15 protein-coding genes and 1 pseudogene are annotated in these 20,602 nt (G+C 72.2%); 8 read left to right on the top strand and 8 right to left on the bottom strand.

Translation table 11 applies throughout. The features are described 5' to 3' along the window. The 3 genes from P1P75_RS18725 to P1P75_RS18715 form a co-directional block, all read right to left on the bottom strand. On the bottom strand, positions 1 to 467 hold a 467-nt coding region (locus P1P75_RS18725), incomplete at its 3' end, for a protease inhibitor I42 family protein (protein WP_319256710.1). Then, positions 439 to 2,022, bottom strand: a complete 1,584-nt coding sequence (locus P1P75_RS18720; protein WP_319256708.1) for a peptidoglycan-binding protein — start codon at positions 2,020 to 2,022, stop codon at positions 439 to 441. The genes P1P75_RS18720 and P1P75_RS18725, both read right to left, overlap by 29 nt. Positions 2,023 to 2,032: 10 nt before the next feature. Continuing rightward, positions 2,033 to 2,404: a hypothetical protein gene (locus tag P1P75_RS18715; protein WP_319256706.1), complete on the bottom strand. Its 372-nt coding sequence runs from the start codon at positions 2,402 to 2,404 to the stop codon at positions 2,033 to 2,035. Between the two features lie 1,064 nt (positions 2,405 to 3,468). Between P1P75_RS18715 and P1P75_RS18710 the strand changes: the two genes are divergently transcribed. The 5 genes from P1P75_RS18710 to P1P75_RS18690 all read left to right on the top strand — a co-directional run bounded on the left by P1P75_RS18710 (position 3,469) and on the right by P1P75_RS18690 (position 10,077). Beyond that, positions 3,469 to 6,450: a GTPase gene (locus tag P1P75_RS18710; RefSeq protein ID WP_319256704.1), complete on the top strand. Its 2,982-nt coding sequence runs from the start codon at positions 3,469 to 3,471 to the stop codon at positions 6,448 to 6,450. Then, the gene (locus tag P1P75_RS18705; protein WP_319256702.1) at positions 6,443 to 8,215 is read left to right on the top strand and encodes a GTPase; all 1,773 of its coding nucleotides are present in this window, start codon (positions 6,443 to 6,445) and stop codon (positions 8,213 to 8,215) included. Before P1P75_RS18710 ends, P1P75_RS18705 begins: the two co-directional genes overlap by 8 nt. Before the next feature lie 350 nt (positions 8,216 to 8,565). Continuing rightward, positions 8,566 to 8,733 (top strand): hypothetical protein, encoded by a 168-nt coding sequence (locus P1P75_RS18700; RefSeq protein WP_319256700.1) that lies wholly within the window; start codon positions 8,566 to 8,568, stop codon positions 8,731 to 8,733. Next, positions 8,727 to 8,963 carry an SAM-dependent methyltransferase gene (locus tag P1P75_RS18695; protein ID WP_319256698.1) on the top strand — a complete coding sequence of 79 codons (237 nt, stop codon included), beginning with the start codon at positions 8,727 to 8,729 and terminating at the stop codon, positions 8,961 to 8,963. Before P1P75_RS18700 ends, P1P75_RS18695 begins: the two co-directional genes overlap by 7 nt. A 46-nt stretch (positions 8,964 to 9,009) precedes the next feature. Further along, positions 9,010 to 10,077 carry a MerR family transcriptional regulator gene (locus tag P1P75_RS18690; protein ID WP_319256697.1) on the top strand — a complete coding sequence of 356 codons (1,068 nt, stop codon included), beginning with the start codon at positions 9,010 to 9,012 and terminating at the stop codon, positions 10,075 to 10,077. A gap of 79 nt (positions 10,078 to 10,156) precedes the next feature. Here the strand turns inward: P1P75_RS18690 and P1P75_RS18685 are convergent, their stop codons facing one another. Continuing rightward, on the bottom strand, positions 10,157 to 11,011 hold the full coding sequence (locus tag P1P75_RS18685; RefSeq protein ID WP_319256715.1) for a LysR family transcriptional regulator: 855 nt from the start codon (positions 11,009 to 11,011) through the stop codon (positions 10,157 to 10,159). Positions 11,012 to 11,106: 95 nt separating this feature from the next. On the opposite strand from P1P75_RS18685, the gene P1P75_RS18680 reads away from it, so the two are divergent. Beyond that, complete coding sequence (locus tag P1P75_RS18680; protein ID WP_319256695.1) at positions 11,107 to 12,006, top strand: EamA family transporter; 900 nt, start codon at positions 11,107 to 11,109, stop codon at positions 12,004 to 12,006. 212 nt (positions 12,007 to 12,218) lie between these two features. Here the strand turns inward: P1P75_RS18680 and P1P75_RS18675 are convergent, their stop codons facing one another. Beyond that, positions 12,219 to 14,102 (bottom strand): ABC transporter ATP-binding protein, encoded by a 1,884-nt coding sequence (locus tag P1P75_RS18675; protein WP_319256713.1) that lies wholly within the window; start codon positions 14,100 to 14,102, stop codon positions 12,219 to 12,221. Positions 14,103 to 14,336: 234 nt separating this feature from the next. Between P1P75_RS18675 and P1P75_RS18670 the strand changes: the two are divergent. Further along, a pseudogene (locus P1P75_RS18670) lies at positions 14,337 to 14,708 on the top strand (TIGR00374 family protein); the annotation flags it as partial. A 137-nt stretch (positions 14,709 to 14,845) separates the two neighbouring features. Then, a complete protein-coding gene (locus tag P1P75_RS18665; protein ID WP_319256693.1) occupies positions 14,846 to 16,246 on the top strand; it encodes a hypothetical protein in 1,401 nt (466 codons plus the stop codon). Here P1P75_RS18665 and P1P75_RS18660 read toward each other — a convergent pair whose 3' ends face one another. Genes P1P75_RS18660 through P1P75_RS18650 form a run of 3 tightly spaced genes read right to left on the bottom strand, consistent with a single transcriptional unit; the run spans position 16,247 to position 20,315 of the window. Continuing rightward, on the bottom strand, positions 16,247 to 17,464 hold the full coding sequence (locus P1P75_RS18660; protein ID WP_319256690.1) for an FAD-dependent oxidoreductase: 1,218 nt from the start codon (positions 17,462 to 17,464) through the stop codon (positions 16,247 to 16,249). Further along, entirely contained in the window at positions 17,461 to 18,879 is a 1,419-nt protein-coding gene (locus P1P75_RS18655) for an NAD(P)/FAD-dependent oxidoreductase (protein WP_319256688.1), read from the bottom strand. The genes P1P75_RS18660 and P1P75_RS18655 overlap by 4 nt, the downstream gene beginning before the upstream one ends. Further along, positions 18,876 to 20,315, bottom strand: coding sequence for an FGGY family carbohydrate kinase (locus P1P75_RS18650; RefSeq protein WP_319256686.1), 1,440 nt, complete (start codon positions 20,313 to 20,315; stop codon positions 18,876 to 18,878). Before P1P75_RS18650 ends, P1P75_RS18655 begins: the two co-directional genes overlap by 4 nt. Positions 20,316 to 20,602: the final 287 nt, after the last annotated feature.

Here is a 20,602-nt window from a genome sequence, read left to right as displayed (position 1 = left end):
CCGGTCGTCCGCGGGGGCAGGGTGGAGTTGTTGCCCTCGCAGGTCGTGAACGTGCAGTGCAGCAGCGTGAACCGGGTGGTTCCCCGGCCCTTGGCCTCGAAGGTGAAGGTGAGTTTGCGGCCGGCACCTGGCGCCGGTTCGTCGCCGGCGTCGGACGCGTGGTTCTGGCCGCGGCTGACCAGCACCGAGCTGTCGGGCTCGGGGTCGACCAGGTACCAGTACTCGCGGGTGGAGGCGTTCTCGTCGACGGTGAGCGTGAAGCGCTCGCCCGGCTCGGCGGTGATGCTGGTGTCGTTCACCGGGTGGCTGGTGGTGCTGGTGTCGTTCACCGGACGGTCGGCGGTGCTCGTGGAGCCGTCGGCCTGTTCGTCGGCGCCCGAGCCGCAGCCCGTGGCGAGAGCGAGGAGCGCGGCTGCCGCGAGCGCCGCACCGGCCCTGCTACCGCGGAAGATAGACGCTGTACGCATTGGGGAGTTCACTGTTGGAAGCCTTGCCCATGTGGCCGTTGATGAAGTCGTCCTCGCTGACCCAGGTGGTCGAGCCCCAGGGGTTGTACACCTGGAGCATGTCACCCTCCTGGGCGATGATCGTCATGGCGTGGGCGCCCTCCTTGCCCGAGACGTCGACCGGCACCGGATGGCCTTGCGCCACCGACTTCTCGACCTCGGTGAGGACCGCCCTGCGGTCGGCGTCGCTGTTGAGGTCCTGGCGCTCGTAGTCACGGCCGGTGGCACTGCCGACGGCGGTGTCGTTGATCCGTTCCTGCCCCTCGGGGCCCATGCCGCCCCAGTTCTCGCCGCCTTCGCCTTCGGTGTGCAGCCGGTGCTGTTCGGCCACCAGCCGCTGCTTGAAGGCGTCGGCGTCGTCCTGCTGCCCGTCGGGGCCGCCGGTGAGGTCGAGCGCGTAGAGGGGGTCGACCATGGCGCGGGACGTGACGGTGGAGGAGGCCACGCACGTGCCCTCGGAGCCGTCGCCGCCCTGCACCCACCGCTGGCCGTCGAAGGTGACGTAGTCGGTGTTGTTGTTCGAGCCGTTCGACGCCAGGCCCTCGTCGTTCATGCTGTCGGCGGCGGTCACCACCGGAGTGAGGTGCCGGCGCAGCCAGTCGGGGTCCTTGCCGTGGATCTTGCCCTGGAACGTCTCGATCTCGGCGACACTGTGTCCGGCGGCCAGGGCCTTCATCAGGTAGGCACGCTCCTGCGGGCTGTCCGACTTCGCCAGCATCCGCTCCATGGCCATCTCGTCGTCGAGGCTCAGCAGGTCCATACGCGTCGACGCTCGCGCCAGGTCGCCGGCCGTGAGAATCTCGTTCAGCTCGGCGTCGGCGCCCGCGACACCGGTGTCGGCGAGCATCAGCTTGTCGACGGCGGTGAGTTCGCTGGTCTCCATCTTCCCGGCCCGAGCCTCGGCGGCCCATTTGTTCAGGTCACGGGCCGCGACGCGGGTGGCCTCCCGCGCGTCGGAGACGGCCTCGTGCATCAGGTCGACGGCGTAGGAGCCGAAGTGGGCGGCGTTCTTGCGGTCCCACTCCTCCTCGCTGTTCTCGCGCAGGTCGTCGAAGAAGCCGTCCCTCCCGCCGAGCATCTTCTTCTGCTCCAGCAGTTGTCCGCGGCCCTGCTCGTCCTTGCGCTGCGCGGCGCCGATCGCGTCGGCCAGCGTGAGCAGCACCGACGCGCCACCCAGGAATGCCTCGCTCATCTGGGTCACGGAACGGCCTGCCGCGTTCACCACGTCGGAGGCGAGGACGCCGGTGTCACCGACCCACACCTGCGGAAGACCCTTGCGGCCCACCCGGTCGACCTGGTCGAAGACGCTGCCGACCTGGTCGACCTGCCCGCGGTACAGCCTGGCCAGGCCCTCCAACTGGGCCTGGTCGCCGCCTGGTTCGGGCACCGAGAGGGCGTTGTCGATCAGATCGAGAAGCTCGTTCTTGCTTCCGGCACCGAGCATCTTCTTGGACAGCCCGGCGAGCCATGTGAGGCGGAAGGAAGGGGAGTCGAAGGGCGAGGAGAAGAACGACACCGGCCGTTCCTCAGTAGCTCGACAAGGCCGAGACGCGTCCGCCCTGGGCCGAGGTGTCGGTGAGGCCGCTCGTGCCGCCGACGGAGACGCCGGACACACGCGTCTCCACCAGGCCGTCGGTGCCCTGGTAGGTCTTCTTGGCCAACTGCACCTTGCCGCCCAGCTCGTGCAACGCCGACGCCAGGGTCTTGGCCTCCGCCTCCCAGGCCTTGACGAACGCGTTCAGCGCGGATGCGGCGTCCTCGCCACCGACTTCGGCGTACGAGTAACTCGTGCGGGACTTGACGGCCGAGCTGACACCGTCCATGTCCGTGCCGGCGTCGTCGAGTTGCTGGGCCTGTCCGGTCATACCCGCCTTGACCTGGTAGCCGTCGTAGCCCACCGTGTCTCCCCCATACGCATCCGATCGTGACCGCGGGCAGGCTAACACGCACGGAATGTACGAAGATCACACGTCGCCAGCCGCACACACGTCTTCCACATCACCTGCCCGCGGCACCCATGAGGGCTCGCTCCGGCCTGTCGGTCCTGACGCGTCCGCACGTGCGACCACGCGGTTCCCGGCCCCGACAACGCCCACGGCCCACCGGTGACCCGTCGGCGGGCCGGCCTCGCGGCGGAGGGGTCGGCCGCGCCGCACGTCACCGGGTCCCACCGGGGCGCACGGGGGTGGCTCGGCCTCTCCTTCGTATGCCAGACGGAGTTCACGTCGTGCCCGGTTGCCGGCACCTGGTACGTGGAGTTCATGATCACGTCGATGTCCTGCCGCGGATGCCTCTGCGCCAGAGGGATCAGCCGGTCGGCCGCGCCGCCGTGCGGCCGACCGGCTGGCGGTGCGCTGTGCCCGCGTCCCGGATCGCAGGGCCGCCGCCGCGTCTCGCGTACCGGGTCCGGGCAGCCGTGCCGCGCACTCCAGTGCGCGCGGTCACGTACCCGCCGGACGGCGTACCGGCTCAGCGGCGCCCGAACCACGCCGCCGGAGGGGAAGACAGAATCACACACGATTTCTTCACGAATCCATGCAACCTTTCTCGCATTCGGGCCGTCACCGTCTGCATGCACCACCGCCCCCAGGACGGGCAGACTCCGTCGTGCCAGCTCCCCTCCAAGCCGCTCCCGCTCGACCTCGCCGAGCCCCAGCGCGCCGATGCGCTCCAGGAACAGGTGTTCCGGTACGGCGCCGTCGACCGCCGTACGGCGCGGGCGGGTCAGCAGTCCCGTCGGTGCGGCCTTCGTTCGAGGCCCATGACCCGACCGCCCCTGCCGCGGAACGAGTACTCGGGGTGACCTTGTCGCAACGTGGGTGGGATCGCGCACCCCGCACCTGCGTACCGCCTCGCCACCGGATCGCACGAGCGGAGGTTCCTCAGCGGCCCGGGGCCTTGACTCCCCCGAGCCCCCGCCGCTCCCCGGGTTCAGGTACCACCGCCCGCACGAGGAGCAGCGGTGAATGACACGGCGGTGAATGACAGGACGAGTGTCAGAGGCGAGATGTTGGCTCTGCTGCTCGAGCCCTTGGGTGTGGACGCCACGGCCGGGCCGGCCGCGCTCCAGCGGCTCGCAAAGGACGTGGACGCGGTTGCCCAAGCGTGCGGGTGTGCCGGTCCGCCACCGTCCGGGAGCACCCTTCGGTGGGTGTCCGAAGCCGTGGCAGCGTGCGTCGAGGAGCAGGAACTGGTCCGCCTGGCAGCGGTTCGGGGCCGCACTCTGACGCCCGACGGTGCCGGACTCCTCCGGGAGTTGACGCGGCTCGAAGGAGTGCGGTCGCAGCTCCGGGCGCTTGACGGTGTGCCGGTGGAAGCGCTGCGGGCGGACCTCGCGGCGGTGGCGATCGCGGAACGACTACTGCCTGAAGCCCTTGAGCCGTGTCGTCGTGCGGAGCAGGAATGGCCCAGGGAGATCTGGCGTTCGATCCTCGACATCGACATCGAAGGCGCGCTGACCGACCTGAGCCGTCGCCGAAGAACCCGGCAGGCGGCAGACGCGCGTGAGCTCGTGCTCAAGCACAGTGTCTCGGCGGCTCGGGATCTGCAGAACCGGGACCTGGTGACGCGGCTCGAGAAGGTGCGGGACCTCGTCGCCGCGCAGCGGTCGTACGAGGCGGTCCTGTCCGTGCGACCGGAGTGGTGGCGCTGGCTCGGGCCGGTCGGACGGTCGGAATTCGCATCGGATCGGTGTGATGCCCTGGTGTGGGCGATCAGGGCTCGCGACACCGGCGCCGTTTCAGGGCGCGCTCTGGACATGCTCGCGGACGACAGCGCGCGGGCGGTGATCGAGCACGGGCCCGCGACGACGCCCCTGAACACGACCGCGTCCCTGGCCGCGCCTGCCACGAGTTCGGCCGCACGGCTCGTGGCGGGTCTACCGGCGCTCGCCTCTCGGGCCGCCGGCAGCGAGCTGCGAGCGTTTGAGTCCTGGTACACGAAGAACGTCGAGTTGTTCGACCGCGTGGCAGCGGCCATGGACGTGCGGCGAACCGAACCGGTTCTCCGCGAGGCCCTTCAACTCCTGGCCGACCGTTTCGTACACCCGTCCGGGGCGGTGGACGCGAGCCGATCGGCCTGCCGCGATATCCAGTCCAGGCTCCGGGCCGAGGTCGAGGCGCGCCTTCAGCCAACGTCGTACTCCGCGCACGTGATCGAGAGCGAGGACCTCGTCGGGGCCATCAGTCACATCGGAGCGCTCGAACGCGAACTGCGCGATGCCGTGCGGTCCATGCCCGCGGTGAGAGGCAGGCTTCTCGTGGCCATCGCCGGAAGAACCAAGTCCGGCAAGACCACTCTTCGCAAAGCCCTCACCCGTGACGCGGACCGAACCGGGATCGGGCGAGGTGCGCACCGCACCACGCGGAAGACCTCCGCGTTCGATCTCGGCTCCGTGACCTACCTCGACACGCCCGGTGTCGCCGCGAAGGACGACGACCTCGACGCGCAACACGCTCGGGCCGCGTGCGACATCGCCGACGTCGTCATATGGAATTACGCCGACACGCTGCGCGACGAGGAGTCGTCCGAACTCCAACGGCTCCTCCTCTCGGGAAAGCCTCTGCTTGCTGTCGTCAACGTGAAGGAGCGAGTCGACACACCGGACCGCCTTCAGCTCTTCGCCCAACGCCCGGAGAGAGCGTTCGCGTCGGCGCCAGGTCACGCCGTCCGGATCGAGCAGGTCTGCGCAGCGGTCGCCGTCGCACCGCCCGTCGTGCTCGCCGTCCACTCCGGCGCCGCGCACGAAGCCTTGTCCACGGGGGATCGCGAGCTGGGAGACAGGGCCCTTCGGTCGAGCAGGTTGCCCGACCTGGAGCAGTCCCTCGCCCAACTCCTGGCCGAGCGCGCGATTCCACTTCGTGCCGTTCGGCTGGCCGAAGGGGTGCGGGCGCCGCTCGCCGCGTTCCACGACCGGGCGGTCGAGGACCTCCCTCGGATCGGTCTCGCGCTCGGCGAACTCGAACGCTCGGCGCCGAGTCAACGGGCAGCGCTGCTCGATGCCTTCCGGATCGCGGGTCACAGGACTCGCGACCGCCTCGAGGCCAAGCGTCACCATGCCAGGGAGCGGTTGCCGGATGTGGTCCGGCACCTGGACGGCGTGGATCACACGCGGCGATGGGGCGACTTCATCACCGGTCTGGAGTTGGAGGGACTTGTCTCGGGTCTCGGGGACGAGCTCGAGGAGGAGATGCGGAAACGGGAGCGGGTTCTGCGCGCGCAGCCAAGTACCGCGGAGCGGCAGGACGACCCGCACCTGCCGGTGCGACCGCGTCCCGACGCGACGGTCGGGGGCCTGAGCGCGGCCGCTGCCAAGGGGGCGGCGACAGCCCTCCTGAATTCCTTCGCTGCCCATGGGATCGCGAAGAGGCTCGCTGCGGGTGCCGGTACGGCCAACCCTGCTGTGGTGGCGGTGAGCTACGCGCTGGACCCCCTGGCCGGAGCGGCGAAAGCGGTGAGCAGTGAGGTTGATCGCCTGCGACAGGCCAAGGACAGGTGGACCGGCGAGACCACAGCCGCGGCCGAAGCCAGGCTCGATGAGCTTTTCGACACGGTCGAAGCACAGGTGACTCGAATCGTCCATGCCGCGACGGCTCAGGTCGACGCCCAGTTCGAAGCGCAGTGCGCGGACATCAGGAGCACCCGGAAACGGTTCGAGCGTGTCCGTCGTCTGCGGTCGTCGGTGCGGTCCGCCCTGGATGCCATCGACCTCGTCCTGGTGCGCCGACTCCTGGCCCTTGCGGGCGGGGACCCGGAGGCGATCCGTCGGGCACACCGTACGCCGGGCGTCGAGCTTCGCGTCTGGACCGATGGGTCGCGCGTCGCGGAAGTGCGGGCGTGTCTACAGGACCAGTTCGTGGATGTCCTCACCGAGCGCATCGAGATCTGTTCGGAATCCGGGAGCCTCGGCACTCGCGGAGCGAGCGAAGGGAAGGCAGATGACTGACGTCGATCCGGTGGATGCGTCGGAGAGCGACGGAGGTCCGAAGGTCCTCCTACCCGCCCTGATCGCACGGGCTGAGAATGCCCTGAACGCTCACCCTCGTACTCGGGGCCTCACAGCGAGCCTGCCCTGTGCGGACACGAGCCCGCTGCGGATCGCGCTCCTGGGTCCGTACAGTGCGGGGAAGTCGATGCTCATCGCGGCGCTGCTCCGGCTCCCGCCGACCGCTGTCGATGAACTCGTCGACGCGGCGCCCAAGACGCACGAGCCGACGCCGTACCCGTGGAACGACGTGACGCTCGTCGACCTGCCCGGAACGCTTTCAGGCAACGACCGACATTCCCGTGCGGCGCGGCGCGGCGTGCGGGGTGCGGACGCGCTGATGATCGTGACAACGAGCGAACTACCCGGCGAAGCGGAGACGAAGGCGATTCTGCAGGCCCTCGATACCGACGGGTTCGCTGACCGAAGCGTGGTCGTCGTCAACAAGATGAACGCCGAGAACAGTGATCGCGACATCATCCTCGGGGAGATTCGCCAGCGACTCGGTCCCTTTGCCGACCGCGTCCCGATCGTCCCGACCGACGCGCGCGACTACGTCGACGCCGCCAATGACCCCGATCTCACGGTCGCTCAGCGCGAGTTGCTTCGGGCGGAGAGCGGAATCGACGCTCTGACAGCCGCGTTGCGGAGAATCGTCGCACCAGGTGTCAGCGGCGTCCGTCCCCAGGCGCAGGCATTCGAACTCCTGCGTGTTCTGGCGGACGCCGAACAGAAGTGGGTGCTGGACGGCGAGGAGCTCGGCGCCGCGGCGACCGCGAAGAAGGTCGAGGAGTCGATCACCCGGGCGAAGACGGGTGTGCTGGGCGCCCTGGAGAGGGAGAGCGAGGTCGTCGCTTCCAAGATCAGAACGGCGGGAGGCAGAGCCGCCGCCGGCGTCTCGGAGAAGGACGGTGTCGTCCCCGTCGACCTCGCACGTGCCGTCAGCGAGGAACTGGTGGACTCGAACACCGAGTTCGACGCCGCGTTCTCCTCATCGGTGAGGACGGCTTTCGACGCGCTGGTCGCCGAGTACGGAACCGGTGTGCCTGAGCCTGAAGCCTGGGTGAACGACCTCGACTCGCCCGAGACGCCGATCGACGCGCCCCCGGACGACGAGCCACCGTTCGCACGTGCGGTGAGGGAAGCCGCGGAGAAGGCCGCGAAGGCGGGCGCCAGAAGGATGCACGAGTGGATCCAGAAGGTGGCGAACGGCGGTAGCGAGCAGGGAAGCGCGGCCGCCGACGTCGCGAACTGGCTCAACAAGAACCGAGTGGGCCAGAAGGTGCTCGACGCCGGGGGAAAGATCACCAACGGGGTGGGCAAGTTCAAGCCGTGGGGCAAGGGCAAGGCGGCCGGCAAGGTCGCCGTCGCGGCCGGCACGGTGCAGTGGGCGCTGCTGGTCATGGGCCCGTTGATGGACTTGAAGAGCGTCGCGCAGGACCAGGGCAAGTGGAAGGCGATCAACGAGAACCGGAAGACGATCAGGGATCACTTCGACGAAGCAGCACACGGACAGCGGACCAGTCTCCTTGACGCCGGTGAGCAGTACCTCAGCGAGTGGATCGCCGAAGTGGAACAGTCGCTCAGCGGTCTCACGAAGCAGGGTGCGGAGATCAGCGCTGAGCGTGCAACCGCGTTGGAGGGAATCAAGAGCCTCCGCGGCGAGGCCGAGAAGCTTGTCAGGTCTGCCGCCGACCGACCCGGCGGGCCGGTGTCCCGGCGGTGAACGTGACCACACGACTGCCGGGACCACTCGCATCACGTCCTTGGAGTCGCGACGTCGTGCACGAGTGCCCGCCACTACGGCCGGAACATCCCCGAATGGGACCTACTTCCCCGCTGATACGCCATGACCTACAGTTGCCGCTGCCTACGGGCCACCGTTTGCGCACGCTCGGCCCACGGGCCGTTCTGACTCCGGGACTCTTCGTGACCGGCTGATGAGCGAGCTCGGCGCCATCAAGACAGCCGTCCGACGCCTCGGCGGACGAGGAGACCGAGGGGATCAACCCCGACTGGTCGTATCTGGAGGGCGGCTGCCTGAACGTCAACTTCCGTACGGAGCGTCTGCAGAGCGTGGTCGCCGAGGTCAAGAGGGACGCCGAACCATGGGCACACGCCATCTACTACTCGGACGGCACGACCGGCGACGGGGCGGTGGGCGCCTGCACCGGGAAGGTCAAGCAGATCCTGCTCTCCACGGGCGCGACCGAACCGGGGCTCACCGACGATCTCACGTGCTGACCGTATGCGACGGCGTGGACCTCTGGGGCCGCTCCTGGGCGCGGGCGGGGTTCGCCCGGTTCTTCTCCGGTCTGGATCTCCTGGAGCCGGGGATCGACTTCGTCACGAACTGGTGCCCCGACGCAACCGCGTACGAGAAGGGTGAACTCCTTCCCTCGTACGCGGGGGTGCCCGCAAGTAGGCCGACGGGGTTCGACCGGCCGGGGTGCGGCCTCGCGGTGCCGGGTTGACCCTCGACCTGGTCGAGGGGTCAGAGTCCCCGGTGTGGAGAGCGAGATGCGCAGCATCGGTGAGATGGCCCGGGACAGCGGCCTGGGTGTGAGTGCCCTGAGGTTCTACGACCGGGCCGGTGTACTCGTGCCCGCGTGGGTGGACCCGGTGAGCGGCTACCGCTGGTACGGGCCCGAACAGCTCGACGAGGCCCGGCTGCTGGCGCGCCTGCGGCGGGCCGGGATGCCGTTGGCGGACATCCGGCTGGTGCTGGCCGGCTGGTCCGGCACCGACACCGGCCTCGTCCGCCGGCTGCTCGAGTCACATCTGCGCCGGCTCGAACAAGGGCTGTCCGAGGCCCGCGGCGAGTTCTCCACGCTCCGAGCACTACTCGATCGCAGGGAGAACCTCATGACCTCGACCCGCACCACCACCGTCCGGCTGTCCGTCGCCGCGCCCGAACTGGCCGCCGCGCTGGACGCCGTCCGCTTCGCGGCGTCCGCCGATCCGGAGTTGCCGATGCTCGGCGGGGTCCTCTTCGACATCGAGCCCGACGGGCTCCACGTCGTCGCTACCGACCGCTACCGCCTGGCTGTCGCACGGGCCGGCGTCACCGGTCACGACGGGAGCCCCGTGCGGGTCATCGTGCCCAGCCCGCTCACGGACGCGATGCGGGCACTCCTGAACGGCGAGGGCCCCGTACGCCTGTCCGTCGACGGAGACCGTGTGACGCTGGAGGCCGCGGACCGGCAGGTGGCCGGTCAGTGCCTCGACCACGACTTCCCCGAGTACCGCCGCCTCCTCCCCCTGCCCGGCGGGCGTCGTGCCCCGGTCGAGGTGGCGGCCTTCCGGCAGACGCTGGAGACCGGCCCCGTCCGCGCCGCCGAGGCCGGTGGAGCGGACCTCAGCGTGCTCAGGGTGGCGGACGACGGCACGGTGACGCTCTGCGCGGACGGCGACGAGAGCCCGGACCGCGTGGCCGTCAACCGCGACTTCCTGCTGGACGCCCTGACCGCCGGAGCCCGCGCCCGGCTGATCCTGGAACTCGACGCCCCCACCGCCCCGATCGCGATCCGCCGCCCCGACGAAGAGGGCGCCTTCTCGATCCTGATGCCGGTCCGCCTGGAGGACTGACGGGCGGCGTCTGCTGCGGCCCGTCCGGAGCGACGGGGCGGGCCGTTTGCGGCGCCAGGAAACCGAGAAGGCCCCGGCCTCAGTCCCTGCGGTACAGCGCTGTCAGGAGTTCGATCGCCGGCTGGGTCGACGGGTGGGGGTCGTCTCGCCACCAGGTGAGGCGGACGGCTACCGGTTCGGCGTCTCGGACCGGGCGGTAGACGACTCCGGGGCGGGGGTACTGGTGGGCGGTGGACTCCGCGGTCATGCCGGCGCAGCGGCCGCTGGAGATCACGGTGAGCCAGTCGTCGACGTCGTGGGTCTCCTCGGTGGCGGGGCGGGAGTCCGGGGGCCACAGGTCGGTGGTCGTCGTTCCGGTGCGCCGGTCGATGAGGAAGGTTCGTCCGCCGAGGTCGGCGAGGCGGACCGAGCGGCGTGTGGCCAGGGGGTCGTCGGCGGCCAGGGCGCACAGTCGCCGTTCCAGGCCGATGATGGCGGAGTCGAAGCGCCGGTCCTCCAGGGGCCGCCTCAGGACCGCGAGGTCGCAGGCGCCCTCGGCCAGGCCGGCGGTGGCGGAGTTGACGCGGACCAGGTGCAGGTCCGTTTCGGGGTGGGCCTGGGACCAGCGGCGCTGGAAGGCGGAGGTATGGCGGCCGAGCGCGGACCACGCGTAGCCGATGCGCAGGCTGCTGTGGCCCGAGGTCGCCGTGCGGACCAGGTCGTCCACCTCCGCGAGCACCCGGCGGGCCTGGGTCAGCACGCGCAGGCCGGTCGCGGTCGGTGCCACCTGGCGGGAGGTCCGCCGCAACAACCGTACGCCCAGGGCTCGTTCGAGGGAGGCCAGGTTGCGGGAGACGGCCGCCTGGGAGACGCCGAGGGCGATGGCGGCGTCGGTGAAGCTGCCCTCGTCGACGATCGCCACCAGGCAGCGCAACTGCCGTAGCTCCAGCTCCACACCCTCACGGCTCACGTCCGCATCCATTACCTCAGCGTATAGGTGAGAGCACCTACGCATTTTGGGCATGCGGGTGGCCCGGTCACCATCTGCCCATGACAGTCGAATCCGTACCGGGTGACGTGTCCGCCGGTTCTCGGCCCGGCGCGCGACGGCCCGGCGCGCGACGGCTCGGTGGTGTGGTGACGATGGCGGGCAGTGGGCTGTCGAACCAGGTCGGGGCCGCCGTGGGGTCTCTGGCCTTTCCGGTGCTGGGGCCGGTGGGGGTGGTCGCGGTGCGTCAGTACGTCGCCGCCGTCGTGCTGCTGGCCGTCGGCCGGCCGCGTCCGCTGGGCTTCACCTGGGGGCAGTGGTGGCCGGTGCTGCTGCTGGCAGGGGTGTTCGCGACGATGAACCTGTCCCTGTACAGCGCCATCGACCGCATCGGGCTCGGACTGGCGGTGACGCTGGAGTTCCTCGGTCCGCTCACCGTCGCCCTGGCTGCGACCCGCAACCGGGTGGACGCCTGCTGTGCGGTGATCGCCGCGGCGGGTGTCGTCACGCTGATGCGGCCACGGCCCTCCGCCGACTACGTGGGGATGGGGCTGGCGCTGCTGGCAGCCGCCTGCTGGGCGTCGTACATCCTGCTCAACCGCGCCGTCGGCCGCCGGCTCCCCGGCGCGCAGGGGGCCGCGACGGCCGCCGGGGTGTCCGCCCTGATGTTCCTGCCGGTCGGCCTGGTGGTCGTCGCGCGGCATCCGCCGACACTCGCGGCCGTCGGCTGCGCGGTGGCCGCCGGGGTGCTCTCCTCCGCCGTGCCGTACCTGGCCGACCTGTTCACGCTGCGTCGGGTGCCGGCCCAGGCGTTCGGTCTGTTCATGAGCGTCAACCCGGTCCTCGCCGCCCTCGTCGGCCTGATCGGGCTCGGGCAGGGCCTGGCGTGGACGGAGTGGGCGGGCATCGGCGCCGTGGTCGCCGCGAACGGGCTGAGCATGACGGCCCGGAGCGGAGGCTGACCGATCCGGCACCCCGCCACCCTTCGGATACCGCTCCCGTCAGGCCGGGCAATTGGCAGATTCGGGACGGAGACACGCCGCAGAAGCGGCAGATCTCCGTCCCGAATCTGCCAATCGGCGTCCGCGGACCCGCAGACCCGCAGCGCAGACCCGCAGCCCAACAGAACGGACCCGCAGGTCCGCCGAGCGGACTCGCCGGGTGCGCTCCCCGGTCACACCGCCGTCGGCACCCGGCTGCCAGGCTTCTCGAACTGGGTGCGGTACAGCTCCGCGTAGCGGCCGTCCGCCGCCAGCAGGCCCTCGTGCGTGCCGCGTTCAACGATCCGGCCGGCTTCCACGACGAGGATCAGGTCGGCGGCCCGCACGGTGGACAGGCGGTGCGCGATGACCACGGCGGTACGGCCCTGGAGTGCCTCGGTGAGCGCCTCCTGGACGGCCGCCTCGGAGGTGTTGTCGAGGTGGGCGGTGGCCTCGTCGAGGATGACGATGCGCTGGCGGGCCAGCAGCAGGCGGGCGATGGTCATGCGCTGGCGTTCGCCGCCGGACAGGCGGTAACCGCGTTCGCCGACCACCGTGTCCAGGCCGTCGGGCAGGGAGCGGACCAGGTCGTCGAGGCGGGAGCGGCGCAGGGCGTCCCAGAGTTCGTCCTCGCTCGCCTCGGGACGCGCGAGGAGGAGGTTGGCGCGGACGGTGTCGTGGAAGAGGTGGCCGTCCTGGGTGACCATGCCGAGCGTGGCCCGCAGGGAAGGGGCGCTCAGGTCGCGGACGTCGATGCCGCCGATGCGGACGGCGCCCTCGTCGACGTCGTAGAGGCGGGGCAGGAGTTGGGCGATGGTCGACTTGCCGGCGCCGGAGGAGCCGACGAGGGCGACGGTCTGGCCGGGTTCGGCGCGGAAGGAGACGCCGTGCAGGACCTCGGCGCCGTCGCGGGTGTCGAGGGCGGCGACCTCCTCCAGGGAGGCGAGGGAGACCTTGTCGGCGGACGGATAGCCGAAGCGGACGTCGTCGAACTCGACGGAGACCGGGCCCTCGGGCACCTCGCGGGCGTCGGGCCTGTCCTTGATGAGCGGCTCGAGGTCGAGCACCTCGAAGACGCGCTCGAAGCTGACCAGCGCGCTCATCACCTCGACGCGTGCTCCGGCGAGCGCGGTGAGGGGGGCGTAGAGGCGGGTCAGGAGCAGGGCGAGGGCGACGACGGCGCCCGGGTCGAGGGTGCCGCCCAGGGCGAGCCGGCCGCCGAGGCCGTAGACGAGGGCGAGGGCGAGGGCCGAGACCAGGGTGAGGGCGGTGATGAACACCGACTGGGCGGTGGCGGTGCGCACGCCGATGTCGCGTACCTGGGCGGCGCGCGCGGCGAACTCGGCGGACTCCTGTTCGGGGCGGCCGAACAGTTTGATGAGGGTGGCGCCGGGTGCGGAGAAGCGTTCCGTCATGCGGGTGCCCATGACCGCGTTCAGGGTGGCGGCCTCGCGCTGCATCTGGGCCATGCGGCGGCCCATGCGCCGGGCGGGCACGACGAACACGGGCAGCAGGACGAGAGCGAGGAGGGTGATCTGCCAGGACAGGGTGAGCATGACGGCGAGGGTGAGGACCAGCGTGACCAGGTTGCTGACGACGCCGGAGAGGGTGTTGCTGAAGGCGCGCTGGGCGCCGATCACGTCGTTGTTGAGCCGGGAGACGAGCGCGCCGGTGCGGGTGCGGGTGAAGAACGCGACCGGCATGCGCTGCACGTGGTCGAACACCGTGGTGCGCAGGTCGAGGATGAGCCCCTCCCCCAGCGTCGCCGAGAGCCTGCGGCCCAGGATGCCGAACGCCGCCTCCAGTACGGCGATCAGCGCGATGAGCAGCGCCAGCCGGACCACGGTCGCGGACTCGCCGTCCGCCGACACGATGGTGTTGACGACCTTGCCCGCGAGGACGGGGGTGGCCACCGCCAGCAGCGCGGTCACCACTCCGATCAGGACGAAGGCGGCGATACGGCGGCGGTGCGGGCGGGCGAAGCCGCCGATGCGGCGCAGCGTCGCGCGGTGGAAGGGGCGGCGTTCGTGCCGGGCGTTCATGACGCTGTACAGCTGCGTCCAGGCCGTGGTCTCCATACTCATACAGAGGACGGTAGGACCTGGACCAAGGTTGAGGTCAACATGACGATGTGCGCTTCCCGGCCACCGTCCGCGCTGCGGCCAGCCGGCGTTGGCGTGAGCCGGAGAAGCTCAACGGGTGTGACCGCCGTTCCCCTCCCCCGAGATCCTCTTCCCCAAGGACCGCCCTCTCAGGGCCCTTTGCCCAGGACCGGGCTCCTGCGGCGCTTCCCGGTCCGCCGGGTGCCGTGCCTGCTGCCGCTCGTCCTCGTGGGCGTCGTCGCGGTCCGCAACTGGCCGGTTCTCGCGGAAGGCTTCGGGCAGTTGCGGACCGCCCGGTGGCCGTGGCTGGTGGCCGCGGCCGGGGTGACTGTCTGACTTGGGTCGCGGCCGCCATCACCCGGCAGGGGAGCGGTCGTCGAACGGCTGCCCCGGCTGCGGCTGCTCGCCACCCAGTTCGCGGCGGGCGCCGCCGGCCGGCTGCTGCCGAGGGGCCTCGGCGCGAGCGCCGTGAATCTCCGCTCCCTGACCGTGTGCGGGATGCCGCCGGCCCGCTCCTCGGCGGCCCTCGCGCTGTACCTCCTCGCGAAGAGCACCGGGGCGGTGACGCTGGGCGTGCTCGTGCGGGGAAGGTGATCTGACGGACGGCCCTCCCGGTGACGCTTCGCCCCGTCGCCCGTCACCCCGTCACCCCGTCACCCCGTCACCCTCAGGGACACTGTCCCCACAGGCCGACGGCAACAACGGGGGAACCGATTTCCATGACGGCACTCGACGCGGTACCCGGCCTGGCGAGCAACACCGCCGCTCCCGCCTCCGTCCTCCTGCGGCTGCTGAAGTTCGACCACGGGTGGTCCACGGTGACCCGGCTGACCCATCGGGCGTCGCTGCCCGACGAGGTGGCCAAGGTTCTCCTGACGCATCCCGAACGGCGGGTGCGGGGCGCGCTGGCGGAGAGCGCCGGAGCCGATCCCGCGCTGCGGGCCCGTCTCCTGGACGGTCCGGCCTCGGACGCCGTCCTCGTCGCCTGCGGCCCGCAACCGTACGGCACGGCCGCGCCGCCCCTCCCCGACCACGCCTACGCGCGGTTGCTGGCCCACGACGACGCCAACGTCCGGTACGAGATGGCGAACGCGCCCTCCACGCCCGCCCACGTCCTGCTGCCGCTCGCCACCCACGAGGACCCGTTTTTCCGCCGCGCGGCCTGCCGCAGGGTCTGGGAGGAACTGGCGCCGGAGGTACGCGGGGCCCTGCTCGACGATCCGGACCCCGAGGTGCGCACGGCGGCGGCGCTGCATGTCATGGCGGACGACGAGGAGCGCACCGCCTGGCTGGTCGAGACGCGCGCCGGCCTCTTCTCGCTGTGGGAGGTCCTCGCCCGCGGCCGGCTGGAGCGCGGCCTCGCCGAACGCCTGCTCGCCGAGTACCTGGACACCGACGGGACGCGTCTGGCGCGGCTCGTGGGCAACCCCACGTTCCCCGCAGACCTCGCGGCCACGCTGGCCGGGCACGAGGATCCTGCCGTGCGCCTCGCGGTGTCCGCCCGCCCCGAACTCACGGAGGAGCAGCGCGCGGCGGTCGGCTGGAAGGTGACGGAGGAGGACCGGCTGGAGCCGCTGGTGTGGGTGTGGCGTGGCCGTGCGGACGCGGAGTTGCTGCGCCGGTGCGCCCGTTCGGCCCACACCTGGCTGCGCCGCAGTGCCGCGGTGTGCGCCGAGCTGCCGGACGACTGCGTCGAACTCCTCGCGGGCGACGAGGACGTCGCCGTACGGCTGCTGCTGGCCGAGCGCCATCCGAAGGCGCCGCCTGAGCTGTTGCTCGACCTGTATCTGCACGGAACGCACCGGGCCGTCGGCATGCTGACCGCGCGGCCCGGGTTCCCCTCGGCAGGGCTCGCGGAGCGGTTCGCCGACGCGGCGGATCCGCGCGAGCGCGCGCTCACCCTGCGCGACCCCGCCGCGACGCCCGAGCTGGTGGAGCGGCTGAGCCGGGACCCGGACGGGTTCGTCCGCCTGGCGGCGGCCTTCGACCACAGGCTGTCGGTGAATCGGATCGTCGAGCTGCTGGACGACCCCGAGGTGGGATTCGCCGCCGCCGCCAACCCGCTGCTGCCGGTCGCCGAGATGACGGCGCTGCTGGACCGGGCGGGCGTCCCCGGCTGATCAGCTCACCTTGACCGACACCGGCCCGGCGCCGGGGTCGACCCGGTGGGTCCAGTCGGCCGGCAGGCGCAGGGTGCGGTTCGGCCGCGCGCCGCGCAGCCGCTCGCGGTGCAGGACCCGGCCGTTCTGGATGACGTACAGGACCGGGCGGGTGAGTTCCGTGGAGGTGCGCAGGATGTACGGGAGGCGGTCGGACGGCGTGACGCGGTTCGGGGCGATCCAGCTCAGGGGCGGGGCCACCGACAGGGGGACGCCGGGCGGGAGTCCGGCGCCCTGGAGGTGGGCCAGGACGGCGCCGGCCGCGTGGACGCCGTCGCGGGTCGCGGTCGCCGCGCTCTCCGCGGGGTGCGCCAGACCGCCGACGGCGAAGACGCCCGGACGGGAGGTGCGCAGCGCGCCGTCGACGGCGGGGCCGCGGGTGCCGGGGTCGAGTACCAGGCGTGCGCGGCGGGCCAGTTCGCCGTCGGGGACGAAGTCGCCGGTGAACACGACGGTGTCGCAGGGCAGTACGGCCGTGCGGCCGTCCTGGTGCCGGACGCGTACGCCCGACAGGCGTCCGTGGCCGAGGAGTTCGGTGACAGCGGCGCGGGTGAGGAGCGGCACGCCGTGGCGCAGCCGGTGGTCGGCGGCGCGTGCGGGAGCGGTCTGCGCTCGGGCGTGCTCCGTGACCATCGCGACGACGGCGGCGCCCGCGGCCCGTACGGTGTCGGCCGCCCGGTAGGAGACGTCCTCGGCGCCGACGACCACCGCCCGCGTGCCGATGTGCTGCCCGTGGACGTGGACGGCCCGCTGGAGTTCGCCCGTGGTGTGGACCCCCGCCGGGCGGGTGCCGGGCACCAGGCGGGCCGCACGAGGGCGTTCACGGGCGCCGGTGGCGAGGACGACCGCGCGGGCGGTGATCGTCTCGGGGCCGTCGGGGCTCACGGTGTGCAGGGACAGGGCGCCGGCCCAGTCCAGGGCGGTGACGCCGGGACGGACGGTGGCGCCGGCCCGGCCGGCCGCGGTGAGCAGGAGGCGGGCGTACGCCGGGCCGGTCAGGGGGTGCAGGAGGGTGCCGTAGCCGCCGTGCGCGCAGTGGCGGGGAACTCCGCCGGGCTCCGGTTCCCGGTCCAGTACCTCGACGCGGCCCGCGCCTGCCGCGGCGAGGCGGGCGGCTGCCGCGAGCCCGGCGGGGCCCGCCCCGACGATCAGGACGTCGACCTCGCGTACGGCCGTCATGCCCGCGTCGCCTTCCCCAGAAGGACCGGCGGGGCGGGTGCCTGCGCCAGGAGGGCCCGGACCGCGGGCCCGCAGTAGGTGCCCTGGCAGCGGCCCGCGCGGGCGCGGGTGCGGCGGCGCAGTCCGTCGAGCGTGCGGGGCGGGATCGGGCCGGCGAGGGCGTCGAGGATGTCGCCGCGGGAGACGTGTTCGCAGTGGCAGACGAGCATGCCGTACCGGGGATCTGCCGCGATGCGGTCGGCGCTCGGGCGGGGGTCGCGCACGCGCACCGGTTCCAGAGCGCGGGCGGGGCCGAGGGCGAGGCCGGTCGCGTCTGCCAGCAGGCCGGTGACGTGCGCGGCGATGGCGAGGGACGCGGTGAGGCCGGTGGAGCGGATGGAGCCGACGGTGACGGATCCGTCCTCGGGGTGGGCGGTGATGCGGTAGTCCTCGTGCTCGGTGGCGGCGCGCAGGCCGGCGTAGACGGCGGTGACCTCCTCGTCGAGGAGGTCGGGCAGGATGCGGGCGCCCTGGGCGCGCAGGGCGGCGAGTCCCTCGGCGGTGGATTGGGTGGCCCGTCTGTCGTCGAGGTCCTCGGCGGTGGGGCCGAGGAGGACGTTGCCGTACACGGTGGGGGCGACGAGGACGCCCTTGCCGAGGGCGGTGGGGACGGGCAGCAGGATGTGACGGACGAGGTCGCGGGCGAGGGTGTCGAAGACGATGAGCTGGCCGCGGCGCGGGGTGACGGTGAAGTCGTCGTGGCCGAGGCGGCGGTCGAGGGTGTCGGCGTGCAGTCCCGCCGCGTTGACGAGGCGGCGGGCGCGCAGGACGCCCCGTCCGGTGCCGAGCGTGTGTGTGCCGTCCTGCCGGCCGGCCTGCTCCACACGGCAGTTGAGATGGAGGTCCACTCCGTGGCGGACGGCCTGGGTGGCGTACGCCAGCGGGGTCGTCCACGGGCAGATGACGCTCTCGCCGGGCACGTGCAGGGCGCCGAGGGCGCCGGGCCCCAAGTGCGGTTCCCGCTCGTGGAGTTCGGCGGGACCCAGGAGGCGGGCGTCCCGGTACTCGTTGCGTTCGGCCTTTTCCGCGAGGCGGGGCAGGGCGGCGAGCTGTTCCTCGTCCCACGCCACGAGGAGCGCGCCGACCGGGTCGAGGGGGATGCCGGACTCGGCGGCGTACGCGGTGAGCAGGCGGGCGCCCTCGCGGACGAGCCGCGCCTCCAGGGATCCGGGCACCGCGTCGAAACCGGTGTGCAGGATCGCGGTGTTGGCCTTCGAGGTGCCCTGGCCGATGTCGTCCTGAGCCTCCACCAGGGCGACCCTCAGACGGGGGCGGCGGGCCAGTTCGCGGGCGATGGCGCAGCCGACGACACCGGCGCCCACGATCACCACGTCGTACGGGTCCGCCGGCAGCGGGCCCTCGGTGGTCACCGTCATGCCGGGGCGCCGTCCAGCAGGGCGGTCACCGCGGCGCGGAAGCGGCCCAGGCGGTCCGCCGCCTCGTCGGCCGAGACGCGTGGCTCGTACACCGCCGACGGCTTTCCCTCGGGGAGCGCTTCGGCCAGGGTCGTGCCGGGGGCGGCGCCGAGGCGGGCCAGGGCGCCCACGCCGAGGGCGGTCGCGTCGGGCAGGGCGGACACCTCGACCGGGCGCTGCAGCAGGTCGGCCTGGGTCTGCATGAGGAGGGTCGAGCGGGTCAGGCCGCCGTCGACGCGCAGCAGGGTCACGGGCGTTGCGAGGTCGGCCGCCGCGGCCTCGGCCAGCTCCACCACCTGCGCGGCCAGGCCCTCGCACAGGGCGCGCACCAGGTGGCCCGGGGTGGTGTCCAGGCCGAGCCCGGTGAGGGAGCCGCGCAGGTCGCCGCGCCACCAGGGGGCGGCGAGTCCCGCGAGGGCCGGGACGAAGGTGACGCCGCCGCTGTCGGGGACGGCCGCGCCGACGGTGTCGAGGTCGGCGGCGCCCGTGATGACGCCGAGGTCGGCGAGCCAGCGTACGGCGGAGGCGGCGGTGTACACCTGCCCGTCGAGGCAGTACTCGGCGCGTCCGGCGAGCCGCCAGGCGACGCAGCCGACCAGTCCGGAGGTGGAGCGCCGGGGGGTGGTGCCGGTCGGGGCGAGGAGGAACGCGCCTGTGCCGTAGGTGCACTTGGCGGTGCCGGGTGCGGTGACGCGCTGGGCGAGCAGGGCGGCCTGCTGGTCGACGGCGAGGCCGGTGAGCGGGATGTCGTAGCCGAAGACGCCTGTCGTTCCCACCGGTTGGGCGTTGTCGACGATCTCGGGGAGCCGTTCCCCCGACAGGCCGTAGAGGTCCAGGGCGCGCGGTGACCAGGTGACCCGGTCGAGGTCGAGGAGCTGGGTGCGGCCGGCGGTCGCCGCGTCGGTGACGTAGGCGCCGGTGAGGCGGTGGGCGAGCCAGGCGTCACTGGTGGTGACGACCCCCTCGGCGGTGAGGTGACGGCGGATCCAGGCCATTTTGGGAGCCGCGAAGTACGGGTCGACGGGCAGGCCGGTCAGCTCGCGCAACTCGTCCGCGTGTGCGGCTAGTTCGTCGCAGACGGTGTCGGCACGGCGGTCCTGCCAGACGAGGGCGTCGGTGAGCGGCCGGCCGGTCACCGGGTCCCAGGCGAGGACGGTCTCGCCCTGGTTGGCGAGGCCCAGCGCCACGACGGGTTCGCCGGCCTCGGCCAGCGCGCGCCGGCCCGCGTCCAGCACCGAGGCGTACAGCTCGGCCGGGTCCGCCTCGACGAGGCCGCCGGGCAGGGGGCGGGGGCGCACGGCCGCGAAACCGGTGCCCAGGACGCCCCGTTCGGGGCAGACCACCAGGGCCTTGGTGCCGGACGTTCCCTGGTCGACGGCCAGTACCGGACCCGTCATCACGCCCCTCCCCTCGGTGATCGGCGCGCTCAGCCTGCCGTCGGACCGACCACCCCGTCAAGAGGTCCCCACCTGCACCGATCCAGCCACCCGGACACCGGCCGATGACCAGTCGACTGCAGTATTGACAAGCCCGGTCGGATCGATCCGAAAGCATGCGCGAGGGGCTGCGGCCGGCCCCTATAGTGACCGCCGAACCCAGGCGATCTCCTCATCCGCCGCCCCGAGGAGGGCTGTTGTTACTCCACCTTGCCGTCCCGCGCGACCCCCGACCGGGAGCGAGCGGC

The sequence above is a fragment of the Streptomyces sp. ID05-39B genome (assembly GCF_033794725.1).
GTDB classification, from domain to species: domain Bacteria; phylum Actinomycetota; class Actinomycetes; order Streptomycetales; family Streptomycetaceae; genus Streptomyces; species Streptomyces bobili.
The sequence above is the reverse complement of the archived record's forward strand: the minus strand, read 5'-3'. Positions and strand labels throughout refer to the sequence as shown.